9 protein-coding genes and 2 pseudogenes are annotated in these 14872 nt (G+C 70.0%); 8 read left to right on the plus strand and 3 right to left on the minus strand.

Going from position 1 to position 14872, the window contains the following annotated elements; genetic code table 11:
* The 7 genes and pseudogenes from ALMP_RS37385 to ALMP_RS37415 form a co-directional block, all read left to right on the plus strand.
* Positions 1-226 (plus strand): annotated as a pseudogene (locus ALMP_RS37385) (S-(hydroxymethyl)mycothiol dehydrogenase); the annotation flags it as partial.
* Positions 226-855: an MBL fold metallo-hydrolase gene (locus tag ALMP_RS37390; RefSeq protein ID WP_264936415.1), complete on the plus strand. Its 630-nt coding sequence runs from the start codon at positions 226-228 to the stop codon at positions 853-855. The pseudogene ALMP_RS37385 and the gene ALMP_RS37390, both read left to right, overlap by 1 nt.
* A 435-nt stretch (positions 856-1290) precedes the next feature.
* Entirely contained in the window at positions 1291-2718 is a 1428-nt protein-coding gene (locus tag ALMP_RS37395) for an RICIN domain-containing protein (RefSeq protein WP_264936416.1), read from the plus strand.
* 467 nt (positions 2719-3185) lie between these two features.
* Positions 3186-4358: an extracellular solute-binding protein gene (locus tag ALMP_RS37400; RefSeq protein ID WP_264936417.1), complete on the plus strand. Its 1173-nt coding sequence runs from the start codon at positions 3186-3188 to the stop codon at positions 4356-4358.
* Between the two features lie 95 nt (positions 4359-4453).
* Entirely contained in the window at positions 4454-5305 is an 852-nt protein-coding gene (locus ALMP_RS37405) for a carbohydrate ABC transporter permease (RefSeq protein WP_264936485.1), read from the plus strand.
* Complete coding sequence (locus ALMP_RS37410; RefSeq protein ID WP_264936418.1) at positions 5302-6132, plus strand: carbohydrate ABC transporter permease; 831 nt, start codon at positions 5302-5304, stop codon at positions 6130-6132. The genes ALMP_RS37405 and ALMP_RS37410 overlap by 4 nt, the downstream gene beginning before the upstream one ends.
* A gap of 121 nt (positions 6133-6253) precedes the next feature.
* Complete coding sequence (locus ALMP_RS37415) at positions 6254-8599, plus strand: glycoside hydrolase family 3 N-terminal domain-containing protein (RefSeq protein ID WP_264936419.1); 2346 nt, start codon at positions 6254-6256, stop codon at positions 8597-8599.
* A 7-nt stretch (positions 8600-8606) separates the two neighbouring features.
* Here the strand turns inward: ALMP_RS37415 and ALMP_RS37420 are convergent, their stop codons facing one another.
* The gene (locus tag ALMP_RS37420) at positions 8607-9638 is read right to left on the minus strand and encodes a LacI family DNA-binding transcriptional regulator (RefSeq protein WP_264936420.1); all 1032 of its coding nucleotides are present in this window, start codon (positions 9636-9638) and stop codon (positions 8607-8609) included.
* A gap of 87 nt (positions 9639-9725) precedes the next feature.
* Positions 9726-11921, minus strand: coding sequence for an RICIN domain-containing protein (locus tag ALMP_RS37425; RefSeq protein ID WP_264936421.1), 2196 nt, complete (start codon positions 11919-11921; stop codon positions 9726-9728).
* A 595-nt stretch (positions 11922-12516) separates the two neighbouring features.
* On the opposite strand from ALMP_RS37425, the gene ALMP_RS37430 reads away from it, so the two are divergent.
* Positions 12517-14619 carry a glycosyl hydrolase gene (locus tag ALMP_RS37430; protein WP_264936486.1) on the plus strand — a complete coding sequence of 701 codons (2103 nt, stop codon included), beginning with the start codon at positions 12517-12519 and terminating at the stop codon, positions 14617-14619.
* On the opposite strand, the pseudogene ALMP_RS37435 reads toward ALMP_RS37430, so the two are convergent.
* Positions 14525-14746: pseudogene (locus tag ALMP_RS37435) on the minus strand (ATP-binding cassette domain-containing protein); the annotation flags it as partial. The gene ALMP_RS37430 and the pseudogene ALMP_RS37435 overlap by 95 nt on opposite strands.
* Positions 14747-14872: the final 126 nt, after the last annotated feature.

A 14872-nucleotide genomic window follows, 5' to 3' on the forward strand; every position in this document is an offset into this window, starting at 1 on the left:
GGAACTGCCGCTGCTGGACGTCTTCGGCCGTGGCGGGGCGTTGAAGTCCTCCTGGTATGGCGATTGCCTGCCCTCGCGCGACTTTCCGATGCTCATCGACCTCTACCTCCAGGGCCGGCTGGACCTGGACGCCTTCGTCACGGAGACCATCGCGCTGGACGACGTCGAGAAGGCCTTCGAGCGCATGCACCGCGGCGACGTCCTGCGCTCGGTGGTGGTCCTCTGATGGTCGCCCGCGTCGACCGCCTGGTCACCTCGGGGCAGTTCAGCCTCGACGGCGGCACCTGGGACGTCGACAACAACGTGTGGATCGTCGGCGACGACAGCGAGGTGATCGTCATCGACGCCGCACACGACGCCGACGCCATCGCCACGGCCGTCGGCGGGCGTATTCTGCGGGCCATCGTATGCACACACGCCCACAACGACCACATCAATGCCGCACCCGGTCTCGCCGACCGCACCGGCGCGCCTATCCTCCTCCACTTGGACGACCGGCTTCTTTGGAAGCAGACCCATCCCGACAGGGCCCCCGACGGATTTCTCTCGGACAGCCGGCTTCTCACCGTCGCGGGCACAGAACTCAAGGTCGTGCACACGCCCGGCCACACGCCGGGCGGTATCTGTCTGTACTCCGAGGAACTGGCCGCGGTGTTCACCGGCGACACCCTGTTCCAGGGCGGTCCCGGAGCCACGGGACGTTCGTACTCGCACTTCCCCACGATCATCCGCTCCATCCGTGACCGCCTGCTGTGGCTGCCGCCGAACACCACGGTGCACACGGGTCACGGAGATACGACCACCATCGGGGCTGAGGCCCCACACCTCGACGACTGGATCAAGCGCGGCCACTGACACAGCCGAGGGCCGCAGCTGCGGCTCGTGCCGCTCCCAGCGGGGGACGACGTCCGGCGCCTCCTCCGGGTCGCTGTGGGCGGCTTCGGCGCCGACGTGGTCATCGAGGCGGTCGGCCGCCCGGAGACCGAGCTCACAGCGGCTCGGGGAGGGTCGCGTCGGTTGACGTGCCGGCGCCGGTCGACGTGCACGCACTCACCAACCTCGATGCCGTGGGTAGCGCCACCGACGTCGAGGGACCCTTCGACGCGTAGCGGAGGAGCACACACAGGGGCGGAGCAGCGCACGAATCAGCCACGTTCACCCCATTGACAGGCCACTCCCCCCAGGAGTCTCATGTGCCGCAGTGTTGGATTTGGCCAACTTTTGCTCGGTCCTGATGGGGATTGTTGGTTCCGTCATGCGGCCGGGCAGCTGAAGTGGAGGTACCACCCCATGCGCCGCGTCTGGCTCCTTGTTCTCGCCACGCTGGCGGCTCTCCTGCCGCAGGCCTTCCTGACGAGTACCGCCCATGCGGCGACCGTCAGCATCCCGAACGGAACCCAGTTCACCGACACCACCGGTGCCATCGTGCACGCCCACGGCGGCGGCGTGATCAAGGTCGGGTCCTACTACTACTGGTTCGGTGAGAACCGCAACGAGGACAACTCCTTCAGATATGTGTCGGCCTACCGCTCGACCGACCTCAAGACCTGGGAGTTCAGACGCCACGTTCTGACCCAGGCATCCGACCCGGAGTTGGCGTCCGCCAACATCGAGCGGCCCAAGGTCATATACAACGCGGCCACCGGCAAGTTCGTTATGTGGATGCACAAGGAACTGGCCACCGACTACACCCAGGCCCGTGCCGCCGTCGCCGTCTCCGACACCGTGGACGGCGACTACGACTACCAGGGCAGCTTCCGCCCCCTGGGCTACATGTCCCGCGACATCACCGCCTACGTCGACGACGACGGCACCGGCTACATGATCTCCGCCGCCAACGAGAACCGGGACCTGCACATCTACCGCCTGACCCCCGACTATCTCAACGTCGACAGCCGCGTACAGCTGCTGTGGCAGGGTCAACTGCGGGAGGCCCCCGCGATGTTCAAGCGTAACGGCGTCTACTTCCTGCTCACCTCTGGCGCCACCGGCTGGAACCCGAACCAGCAGAAGTACGCCACCGCCACCAGCATCACCGGCACATGGAGCGCCCTGCGGAACGTCGGTGACTCCACCGCGTACGGCTCCCAGACCACGTTCGTCCTGCCGGTCCAGGGCACCGCGGGCGCCGAGTACCTCTACATGGGTGACCGCTGGGGCAACTCCTTCGGCCAGAACGTCAACGCCTCCAAGTACGTGTGGCTGCCCCTTGAGTTCCCCACCGATACCACCATGACCATGGACTGGTACCCACAGATCACGATCGACACCGCCACCGGCAAGGTAGACGGTGTCGGCGGCCCGTGGGAGACCATCACCGCCCGCCACAGCGGCAAGTGCGTCGACATGCCCAGCAAGTCGCTGGACGACGGCGTCCAGTTCACCCAGTACACCTGCAACGGCGGCATGAACCAGGCGTTCTGGTTCAAGGACATGGGCAGCGGTTACGTCCAGCTCATGGCCCGGCACAGCGGCAAGTGCATGGACGTGGCCAACAGCTCCACCGCCAACGGCAACCCGATCATCCAATGGCCCTGTTCCACCGGCACCAACCAGCAGTGGCAGCTCCAGGACGCGGGCGACGGCTACGTCCGCCTCGTCTCCCGGCTGAGCGGCAAGTGCCTGGACGTCGAGGGCTCCTCCACCGCCGACGGTGCCAAGCTCATCCAGTGGACCTGCGGGACCGGCACCAACCAGCAGTTCAAGCGCGCAAGCTGATTCCGCCACCACACCGGGTGGCCCGCGGACGTCCGGCGGGCCACCCCTTGGGGCGGCTCCGAGGCACGGAGCCCGACCGTGCGAGTGGGTACAGCCGGTACGTGTAGCCACGGCTTCCGAAAGAGTTTCGTAACCGGGCGATTTCACCTCCTTGTCTCCGCTGTGAATGCCGTGCCAGTGTCCCGCTTCAGCAGGCAGGCCGTCCGCGGTGAAGGCATCCGAAAGCGTTTCGTGCGAGCCGCCAATCTGCCTGGCGCATGAAATACGGCATGCCGAGAGAAGAGAGGCAGAGCATGCACGGATTCCGGGTTCTCGGAAATTCAGGCGGTTCCCGTACCTTCGGACGTACGGGAACGCGACGCGCGGCGGCGGCCGCGGTCACCCTGGCGGCGGCCCTGGGCCTCGCCGCGTGCGGGACGTCCGGGCCGGCCGGTTCGGCCGGGGGCTCGTCGTCGAAGGGCCTGACGATGTGGGCGCTGACGGACCAGACGATCCTCAAGCAGTCCGTGGACGCCTACAACAAGGACCACCCGGACCAGAAGATCACCCTGAGGCTGTTCGCCAACGACGACTACAAGCAGAAGCTGCGCGTGGCCTTCGGCGCGAACCAGGCCCCCGATCTGTTCTTCAACTGGGGCGGCGGCGCCCTGAACGACTACGTGAAGGCGGACAAGGTGGAGGCCCTCACCGACGCCCAGGTGAACCTGCTGCGGTTCACGCCCAGCGTGCTGAAGAGCGCCACCTTCGGCGGCAAGGTCTACGGCGTGCCCGCCAACGGTCTGGCCCCGGTCGTGCTCTTCTACAACAAGAAGGTCCTGAAGGACGCGGGCGTCGAGCCGCCGAAGACGTACGACGACCTGCTCGCGGCCGTGAAGAAGCTGAAGGCCGACGGCGTCACCCCGATCTCCCTCGCGGCGAACTCCAAGTGGCCGACGCTGATGTACCTGGAGTACCTGCTGGACCGCGTGGGCGGCTCCGAGGTGTTCGAGAAGATCGCCTCCGGTGACGGCTCGGCGTGGAAGGACCCGGCGGTCACCCAGGCCAACGCCCGCCTCCAGGAGCTCGCCAAGGCGGGTGCCTTCGGCGACAACGCGTCCTCCGTGAACTACGACCAGGGCGCCTCCACGGCCCTGCTGTACACCGACAAGGCCGGCATGGAGCTGATGGGTACCTGGGAGTACGCCAACCTGGTCAAGGCCGCGCCGGACTTCGTGAAGAAGGACCTGGGCTATGTCGCCTTCCCGGCGCTGGCCGGCGGCAAGGGCGACCCGAAGAACATCGTCGGCAACCCCTCGAACTTCCTGTCGCTGAACGCGGCCGGCAAGAACAAGCAGGCCGCGCTCACCTACCTGAAGAACTACGTCATGAACAGCTCCCAGGTCGACGCCTACCTCGCGGCGGGCAGCGTGCCCCCGGTCAACGGCCTGGAGCCGAAGCTCGCGGCGGTCAGCTCGTCCGACAAGGGGTGGCTGACCTTCGTCTACGGTCTGGTGCAGAACGCGCCGAGCTTCCAGCTCTCCTGGGACCAGGCCCTGCCCTCCGACCAGGCCGATCCGCTGCTCACCAACGTCGACAAATCGTTCCTGCGGCAGATCAGGCCCGAGGCGTTCGGTACGAACATGAGCGCGGCGGCGAAGTAATGGCCGCAGTGGTCCCGACCTCGCGTCCGGTCGCGCCCGTCAAGGCGCGGCCGGGCACGGCCCGTCCCGGTCGCCGCCGCTTCGGCGGCTTGCTGATGGCCGCGCCCGCCCTGCTCCTGTTCGGTCTGTTCGGCCTGGTCCCGCTGGTCGGCGTGCTGGCGCTGAGCCTCGCCCGCTGGGATGGGCTCGGCTCCCTCGGCTGGGCCGGGTTCGCGAACTGGGCGGGAGTGCTGAGCGACGGCGCCACCTGGCAGGCGCTGTGGTTGACCCTCAAGGTGATGGTGGTCAGCTGGCTGCTCCAGACCCCGCTGGCCCTGGCGCTCGGTGTCTTCCAGGCGCCCCGGGGACGGCTGCGCGCGTTCTTCGCCGTGCTGTGGTTCCTGCCACTGCTGCTGTCCGCCGTGGCGATCGGCCTGACCTGGCAGGCCCTGCTGGACCCGTCCTTCGGCATCGGCGCCACGCCCGGGCTGCACTGGCTGGCGCGGCCGCTGCTCGGCTCGCCCGACCTGGCGCTCTACACGGTGATCTTCGTGATCGGCTGGCAGTTCGTACCGTTCCACGCCCTGCTCTACCAGGCCGGGCTCCGGCAGATCCCGCTCTCGCTGTACGAGGCTGCCGCGATCGACGGCGCCGGGCCCGTGACCCGTTTCCTGCGGATCACCCTGCCGCAGCTGAAGTACACGTTCGTCACGTCGAGCACGTTGATGCTGGTGGGCTCGCTGACCTACTTCGACCTGATCTTCGTCCTGTCCGGCGGCACGGGCGGCCCGGGTACGGCGACGCGGGTGCTGCCGCTGGCCATGTACATCACGGGGTTCCAGGCCCACGACATGGGCCGGGCCAGCGCGATCGCCACGCTGCTGGTGGTGTTCGGCCTCGGCCTGTCGCTGCTGACCACCCGACTGTCCGGCTTCACCCGGATGGACAGTCAGCAGGAGGGCATGTGAGTACCGTCGTCGCGACCCTGCGCCGCACCGTCACCGGCGGCGCCGCGCTCCTGTGGACCGCGCTGGTCGTCGTCCCCGTGTACTGGCTGGTGGTGACCAGCCTGCGCGGCCGTACCGACTTCACCGCCGAAAGCCCACTCGCCCCGCCCGGCCACCCGACCCTGGCCAACTACACGACCGTCCTCGCCGGCGACTTCACGACCTACCTGCTCAACAGCGTCGTCGTCACCGTGGCGACCGTCGCGGTCACGGTCGTCGCCGCGCTGATGGCCGCGTTCTCGATCGTCCGGTACGCCAATCCCTGGTCGAGGCTGTCGTTCCGGCTGTACCTGCTGGGACTGGCGATCCCGCTGCAGGCGGTGATCATCCCGGTGTATCTGCTGATCATCCGCATGCAGATGTACGACAGCCTGGCCGCGATCGTGCTGCCCTCTGCGGCGTTCGCGCTGCCGGTCACGGTGATGATCCTGGTCAGCTTCCTGCGGGACGTGCCCCGGTCGCTGTTCGAGGCGATGGTGGTGGACGGCGCCGGCGACTGGCGGATGCTGGTCTCGCTGGCGGCACCGATGGCCCGCCCCGCACTCGTGACGGTCGCGGTGTACGACGGCCTGCAGGTGTGGAACGGCTTCCTCTTCCCGCTGATCCTCACCCAGAGCCAGGACAAGGCGGTGCTGCCGCTCGCCCTGACGCTGTTCCGGGGCCAGTTCGGCATCGACGTTCCCGCGACCATGGCCGCGGTCATCCTGTCCACCCTGCCCATGCTGGTGGTGTTCGTCCTCGCCAGGCGGCAACTGGTCGCCGGACTGACCGCCGGTTTCTCCAAATAGCGCATTCCACCGCAAAAACGCATTCCATGTGAGGAGTCGGCCGGTGCCCTGGGCGCGCCGGCCTTCCTCGGCATGCCCTTCAAACACTCCCCCGCCCGAGCGATCCCACGAGGAGTCGTGCATGACGACCACCACCCCGGACCCCGCCGGCCTCACTCCGGCAGACACCTGGGCCGAACCCGGCCTCCCGGCGGACGAACGCGTCGAGGCGCTGCTGGCCCGCCTCACCCTGCAGGAGAAGGTCGCTCAGCTCGGCAGCGCCTGGGAGGACGTGGAACCCGCGGGGCCGGACGTGGCGCCCGGCACCAGCCTCTTCGACCGCGTCGGCGGCCTCGACGTCACGGCCCGCCACGGCCTCGGCCAGCTCACCCGCCCCTACGGCACCGTGCCCCGGCCCGCCCTGGAGCACGCCCGGCTGCTGGCCGAGCGGCAGCGGCAGATCATGGCGCAGAGCAGGTTCCGCATCCCCGCCATGGCGCACGACGAGTGCCTGACCGGCTTCACCGCCTACGGCGCCACCATCTACCCCACCTCGCTCGGCATGGCGGCCACCTTCGACCCGGCCCTGATCCGCCGGGTCGGTGCGGCCATCGGCGCCGACATGGCCTCGGCCGGGGTCCACCAGGGCCTCGCCCCCGTCGTCGACGTCATCCGCGACTACCGCTGGGGCCGCTGCGAGGAGACCTTCGGCGAGGACCCGTACCTGGTCGGCGAGATGGGCGAGGCGTACGTCCTCGGTGTGCAGGGTGCCGGGGTGTACGCCACCCTGAAGCACTTCGCGGGCTACTCCGTGTCCATGGGCGGCCGCAACCACGCTCCCGCCCGCATCGGCCGCCGGGAGCTGTACGACGTGATCCTGCCGCCGTTCGAGCGGCTGGTGGCCGCCGGAGTGGGGTCCGTCATGAACAGTTACGCCGAGATCGACGGCGAGGCCCCGGCCGCGAGCCGCTGGCTGCTGACCGAGGTGCTGCGCGAGCAGTGGGGTTTCGAGGGCACCGTCGTCTCCGACTACTGGTCCCTGCCGTTCCTGGTGAGCGCGCACCGGGTCGCGGCCGGCCTGCCCGCCGCCGGGGCGCTCGCGCTGGAGGCCGGCCTGGACGTCGAACTGCCGGACCAGCGCGGCTTCGGCGCGGCGCTGGTCGACGCCGTGCGCGGGGGAAAGGCCGACGAGGCCGAGGTCGACCGGGCGGTGCGCCGGGTGCTGCGGCAGAAGGTGGCGCTCGGGCTGCTGGACCCCGACTGGGACCCCGAGCCGCCCGCCCTGCGCGCGGGTGCCCTTGATCTGGACAAGCCGGAGAACCGAGAACTCGCCCACGCGGTGGCGCGGTCGGGCGCCGTCCTGCTGTCCAACAACGGCGTCCTGCCGCTGCCGTCCCGCGGCCGTATCGCGCTGATCGGCCCGTGCGCCGACGACGTCCGCACTATGTTCGGCTGCTACAGCTTCCCCAACCACGTCCTCTCCGACCGCGACGACCTGGGCAACGGCGTCGAAGCGGTGTCGCTGCGGGCCGCGCTCGCCGCGGAACTGCCCCGGGTGGAGTGGGAGTTCATGGCGGGCTGCCCGATCCGCGAGGAGGACCGCTCCGGCATCCCGGCCGCCGCCCGGGCGAGCGCCGCCGCCGACCTGACCGTCCTGGTCGTCGGCGACAGGCCGGGCATGTTCGGCATCGGCACCTCCGGCGAGGGCTGCGACGTGGAGGACCTGCGCCTGCCGGGCGTGCAGGAGGAGCTGGTCGAGGCGGTACTCGCCACCGGCAGGCCCGTCGTCCTCGTCGTCAACAGCGGCCGGCCGTACGCCGTGGGGCGGTTCGCGCAGGCCGCGGCGGCCATGGTGCAGGTCTTCCTGCCGGGAGAGGAGGGCGGCCGGGCGGTCGCCGAACTCCTGTCCGGCACGGCGAACTTCAGCGGCAAGCTGCCCGTGCAGATCCCCAACTCGCCCGCCGGGCAGCCGTACACGTACCTCCACCCGCCGCTCGGCGACCGGCAGAGCTGGCTGTCCAACCTCGACCCGACGCCCGCCTTCCCCTTCGGGCACGGGCTGTCGTACACGACGTTCGAGATCGGCCACCTGACCGTCGACCGCGAACAAGTGTCGACCGACGGGCGGTTCGGCGTGAGTGTCCGGGTGCGGAACACCGGTGAGGTGCCCGGCGCCGAAACGGTCCAGCTGTACTTCACCGACCCGGTCGCCCAGGTCACCCGCCCGGTGCGGGCGCTGCTGGCGTTCGCCAAGGTCGAGTTGGAGCCCGGCGAGCAGGCGACGGTCCGCTTCGACGTCCACACCGACCGCCTGGCCTTCACCGGCCTGGAGGGCCACCGGATCGTCGAGCCGGGCGAGATCCTGCTGTACGCCGGTTCGTCCAGCGGGGACACCCCGGCCGAGGCGAAGGTGGAACTCGTCGGTGAGCAGCGGGACCTGACGGCCGTACGGCAGCACGGTGTGCCGGTGAGCGTCGAGCGGGACTGACCCCCGTTCAGGTGCTGCGGGCCACGGCCGTCGAGGTCCGCAGCACCAGCTCCGTCGCCAGTTCGATGCGTGGGGAGGCCGGCGGGCGGCCCTCGGCCGTCTGCAGCAGCACCCGGGTCGCCTCGCGCCCCAGTTCCTCGAACGGCTGGCGCACGGCGCTCAGCGGGGGGCAGGCCATGGCCGCCACCAGCGTGTCGTCGAACGACATCACCGACAGCTCCTCGGGGACGCGCAGCCCCTGCTGCCGGGCGGCCTCCAGCACGCCGAGCGCCTGCGCGTCGCTGGCCGCGAAGACGGCCGTCGGCGGCTGCTCGGTGCGCAGCATCTGCAGGGTTGCGGCGAGCGCCTCGTCGTAGTCGAAGTCGGTGGAGCGCACGATCGCCGGGTCGTAGCCGATCCCGGCCTCCTCCAGTGCGGCCCGGTACCCGTGCAGGCGGGCCGCCCCCGCCAGCGAGTGGGAGCGGCCCGCGACCATGCCGATCCGGGTGTGACCCAGGCCGAGCAGGTGCTGCACGGCGTCCCGGGCTCCGCTCCAGTTGGTCACGCCGATGCTCGGGATCTCCGGCGACGGGGCGCTGAGCGGGTCCACCAGCACCACCGGCAGCCGCTGCTCGACGATGCGCCGCTGGTCTTCCTCGGCCAGCATCGAGATCACGATGATCAGCCCGGCCGCGCCGAGCGCCACGCTCTCCTCGAGCCACTGCGAGATGGAACGCCGGCCGGTGGTGCCGGTCACCACGTCGACGCCGAGCTCGCCCGCCGCGTCCACGATGCCGCGTACGACCTCCAAAGTGTATGGACCCGACAGGTCCCGGAAGACGGTGATGATCTGCCGTGGCGTCCTGTGATCGCGCTCCCACGAGCGGACGTACCCGTAGCGTGCCAGCAGTTCCTCGACCCTGGCGCGGGTCGCCGCGCCGACGTCGCGGCGCCGGTGCACCACCTTGGAGACGGTGCTGAGCGACACGCCCGCCTCCTGGGCGATGTCCGTCAGCAGTCCGTACTGCGCGTCCAGCTGTCCCTTGTCCTGTACGGTCACGTCCCTCGTCCTCGCCCTGGAGTCCCGCCGCAAGCCAACAGCACCGGGCGCCGGAGGGACAACCCTCCGGCGCCCGGCGGCACGGATTCAGTTCCGGCTCCACCTCTGGGTGGCGTTGCCGAGAGCCGTCCACAGCTGCACCTTCGACCCGTTGGCCGTCGCCCAGCCGGCGACGTCCATGGCGAGGCCGTTGGAGCGGTTGACGACGGATCCGTCGAGGCGGAACCACCACTTCTGGCTGGACTTGCCGTTGCAGGGCCACAGGATCAACTGGGTGCCCGGGGTGGTGCCGTCACCGGCCGCGGCGAGGCAGTTGCCGAGGACACGCAGCTCGCCCGCGTTGGTCGCGGTGATCGTCTGGTTCTGGTTGCCGACGCAGTCCCAGATCTGCACCTGCACGCCCGTCTGTCCGTTCGGCACGTCGAGGCAGCGGCCCGAGTTGGCGCCCTTCAGCGTGAAGGGGTTCTTGGCCGCCGGCTCCTGGACGAGCTGCCATTCCTGCGCATCGTCCGCCGCGGGGTCGCCGATCGGCGCCTGCACGGTGACGGCGCCGTTCTGCGTCGCGCCCGTCATGTACAGGCTGGTGTTCCGCACCGACCGGACCTTGTAGTACCCGTCGGTGGAGGGCACGAGGGTCCACTGCTTGTCGGTGGCGTTGTCGTCGACCCACTGGGCGAGGCGCTGTCCGGCCGTCGCGCTGCCGGTCCAGATGCCGGCCGCGCGGCCGCCGGCCTTGTTGAGCAGGGTCACGTCGGAGCCCTTGTCCGTGAGGTGCCAGCGCTGTGTGTCGTCGGACGTGTCCCGGGCTCTGAGGACGAGGTCGGGGACGTCGCCGGTGAGGTCCGCGTCCTGTGTCTTGCCGGCGGCGGGGGCGAGGGCCTGGCCGGTCAGGCGGTTGACCAGGGTGTAGTAGGCGCCGTCGGAGTGGCCGAGGTCGACCTCGCCGTAGCGCACGGGACCGACGCTGTTGCCGCTCCAGGATGCCTGGAGGATGAGGACACGACCGGTGCCCTCGACGTACTGCAGGTTGCGGCTGTATCCGGCGGGCAGCGTCGTCCGGTACTCCTTCCAGGTGCCGTCGCTGCGGCCGGACTCGTTCACCCACACGTTGCCGCTGCCGGAGGCGTTGTACACGATCCGCCCGTCCGGCATCGGCAGCAGCACCGGGCTGCCGCCGGTGGCGAGGGTGTGGCCGCCCGCAGGCACGGGCAGGTCGGTGATCGGGTGGTCGGGGGCCGCGTAGAACTTCAGCGGATCGTCCGCGATCCTGTAGCGGACGTCGGTGCCGCCGCCCCAGTACTCGTACGTCATGATCCATTTGCCGTCGGTGGTCGGCGCGACCGTCGTCATGCCGGGGCGTCCGCCGCCGATCTCCGTCTTGCCGTTGCCCCGGTCCACGGTGAGGCCGGGCACATCGACGACCGGCCGGCTCCAGGACGTGCTGCCGCCGTCCCACGTCCGGTGCACGAGGACCTGGCCGCCGGAGTCCGGCGCCGTGGCGTTGTCCGGGTCCGGGGTCGGCACGCCGGTGCTCGTGTCGTAGCCGAGGTAGTCGTTCTCGTCGGAGTAGTAGGCGATGAGCTTGCCGCCGCGGGCGAGCAGGTGCGGCTCCCATATCGGGTCGACCTGTGCCGCGGTGTTGGCCTGCGACACCCGGCCGATGCTTCCCGCGCTGCCGCCCTGCCAGCCGCCGGCGGCGATGATGTTCTCGAAGCTCCAGGTGGTGCCGTCGTCGGTGCTGGCGTACAGGGCGAGCGCCACGTCCTTGCGGTCGCCGTCACCGGTCGGTGTCCACGTCGGATCGGCGGCCTTCTGCTCCCGGTAGTAGGAGTCGTCGCCCGAGACGATGCTCGCGAGCAGCAGGGTGCCGGCCTTCAGATCACCGACGTCCTGCGGGAGCACGTACGGGTACGCGTTGGTCCAGTTGCTCGTGTACTTGGCGTACTGCGGGTCGCCGGACAGGGCGGCCGGAGGCTTCACGTCGGCCAGCTTCTGCCAGGTCGTGCCGTCGTCGTCACTCTTGTAGACGGGGAGCGTCTGTCCCACCGGGTCGGTCTGGCTGTTCTCGAACGTCGCCACGATCCGGCCGCTCGGAAGCTGCGCCGACTTCGGGTAGAGGACGCAGGGATTCTTGTTGCACGCGGCGGGATTGTCCGCCACGTACACATTCGACGGGGTCGGCTGATAGGCCGCCGCACTCTCCGCGGAGGCGACGGCGAATGCCACGCCGACACCTATGGCTGTCGCTACCGAGAGAGCTCTCCGGGCCAGTGGTTTTCTCATTGCGTTTCCTTCGAACGTGGCGACGTTCGGCAATTGCCTTCCGGGCAGTATTGGGACGCGGTGCCGCCGTGTCACGGGCGCGTTTCCGAAAGACTTTCGTGACCGGTGGTCATGCCCTGGCGTTCGGGGCGCGCCTGGTCCCTCGTCGGCGTATTGGCTCCCACTGACTGGAACCACCTCACGGGCAGCCACCTTCCGGCGTCCACACTGACGGTTGCCACGTCCGTCGCCCCGGCGGTAGCCGCAGGCGGGCGGCGAACTCTGCGGCTGGGCGCCTGGATTGCATTGCTTGGTGTCTGCCGCCTTTCCTCTTCAGGAGCCCCTCATGTCTCCCTTGTCCCGCAGGCAGCTGTGCGCCGACGCCCTGCTGCTCGCCGCGGCACCGGCGGTGCTCGCCTCGACGTCCGGCGTCGCGTCGGCAGCGCCGTCCCCGCACACGCTCCCGCCCTTCGCGCGGGCCTTCGCCTCACCGCCGGCCGAGGCCCGGCCGAAGATCCGCTACTGGTGGCCGTGCGCGGACATCGCCCCCGAAGTGATCGCCCCGGAGATCCGGGCGATGGCCGAGCAGGGCTTCGGTGCCGCTGAGATCCAGTGCATGTTCGCCTTCACCGATCCCAGGACGACCGGCTGGGGCAGCCCGGCCCTCACCTCCCGGCTCCAGCAGGCCGTTGCGGCGGGCAGGAAGTACGGCGTGCGCATCGATCTGACCCTGGGCCCCGCGTGGCCACTGGTGGTGCCCGGTGTCACGCCGGACTCTCGCGCGGCCGCCCAGGAGATCGTGTACGGCCGCACAGAGGTCTCGGGTGGGGCCACCTACAGCGGGCCGGTGCCGGCCGGACCCGCCCCGCACTCCGGAGTGACCCGGCAGACGCTGGTGGCCGTGCACGCGGTGCGCCACGTCGGCAGCCCCACCGCGAAGCCCGTACGCCTGGAACGCAAGTCCCTGGTCGATCTCACCGGATCCGTGCGCGACGGAAACCTCTCCTGGACGGCGCCGTCCGGCGGGGACTGGCTGGTGATCGGCTACTGGCAGCGCGGCACCGGCCAGGCATCCGTGACCGGGCAGGCGGTGTCGGGCGAAGCAGCGTACGTCGTCGACCACTTCAGCCGGGCAGGGACCGACGCGGCCACCGGGTACTGGGACACCCACATCCTGACGCCCGCACTGCGCCGCCTCCTCAAGACCAACGGCGGCGACCTGTTCGAGGACTCCCTGGAACTGGACTCCGCGCAGCACTGGACCCCAGGTCTGCCCGACCGCTTCCGCAGCCTGTGCGGCTACTCCCTGCTCACACACCTGCCCGTGCTGTTCATCGACAGGATCCACCGGCAGTACACGCCGGTGACCGTCGACGACACACCCGATTTCGAGTTCACCGACGTCAGCGGCGCCCGCGTCCGCGACGACTATTACCGCACCCTGACCGATCTGTACGTCACCGAACACGTACGGCCGCTCAGGGCCTGGGCGCACTCCTTGGGCCTGCGCCTGCGCGCGCAGCCCTACGGCACCACGTTCGACTCCTCGACCGTCGCCGCCGCCCTCGATGTACCCGAGACCGAAGCCCTGGGCGACGTGGCGGAATACGCGAACCCCTCCCGTTGGATGTTCGTCGGCGCCGCCCACCTCGCCGACCGGAACGTTGTCTCCTTCGAGGGCTGTGCCGCGTACGGCAGCGCCTACGCCCAGACGTGGCCCCAGATGCTGAAGCACTTCAGCGCGGCGTTCGCACACGGCGTCAACCAGGTCGTCTTCCACGGCTTCGCCACCGACCGCACGGCCGCGAACCTGCCCTGGCCCGGGTTCTCGCCGTTCACGATGCAGGGCGGCAATGGCTTCTCCGAGGCATGGGGCCCGCGTCAGCCCACTTGGGAAGACACGGGCGGGATCACCGCCTGGACGGCACGCATGCAGCACGTCCTCCGGCAAGGCACCCCGGTGGTCGACCTCGTCGTCTACCGGCACCGCTACGACGCTTCCGTGCAGGTCCCGGACACCCCTGCCGACTTCACCTACGACTTCGCCGGGCCCGACCAGTTGGCCGCAACCCGGGTGAAGGGCCGCAGGCTCGCCTCCGACGGCCCCGCCTATCGCGCGCTGGTCCTCGACCGCCAGACCACCCTGCCCGTACGGACCGCCCGGCTGCTCCTGACGCACGCACGCGAAGGGCTGCCCGTCGTCGTCATCGGCACGCCCCCGGTCCGCACTCCCGGTGCCTTCCGCTCCACTGAACAGGACGCCGAACTCGCACGCCTGGTCGAGCGGTTGCTGGCCCAGCCGTCCGTGCGCCGTGTCACCGTGGCCAGAGAACTGCCCGGTGTGCTGAAGGAGCTCGGTGTGCGGGCCTCTGCCGAGACCGCAGGCACGGGCCTGCTCACCGTGCGACGGACCCGGTCCGGCAGGGACTTCTACTACGTCCACAACCCCACGTCCGCCCCCGTCTCGGCGGAGATCTCACTGGAGGGCGGAGGACAGCCGTACATGCTCGACGCTTGGACCGGGCAGACCACGCCGCTCGGCCGGTACCGGAGGGAACACTCCCGCGTGACCGTGCCGCTCGCCCTCCCCGCCGGAGCGTCCACCGTGATCGCCCTCGACGGGGATCCCCGGCCAGCAGCACCTGGCCCTCGTCGGGCCGTTCGATGCCGGCCAGGCAGTGCAGCAAGGTGGACTTGCCCGACCCGGACGGTCCCATGACCGCCAGCGACTCGCCCGCCGAGACGGACACGTCGACACCGGCCAGGGCCCGGGTCAGGCCGTAGGACTTGGTCAGACCGATGCCAGCCAGGACCGGGGAGGCGGTCGTCGTACGGTACGAGGTCATCGGGCCACGTCCACGGTGACGAGGGCCCACAGGACGAAGCGCAGCCCGGCGAGCACCGCCAGGGCGAAGTCGAGAACGGTGAGGATCTGCATGCCGTCGACGATCCCGCCGCAGCACCCCGCGCGT

The organism is Streptomyces sp. A012304 (genome assembly GCF_026008495.1).
GTDB lineage: Bacteria > Actinomycetota > Actinomycetes > Streptomycetales > Streptomycetaceae > Streptomyces.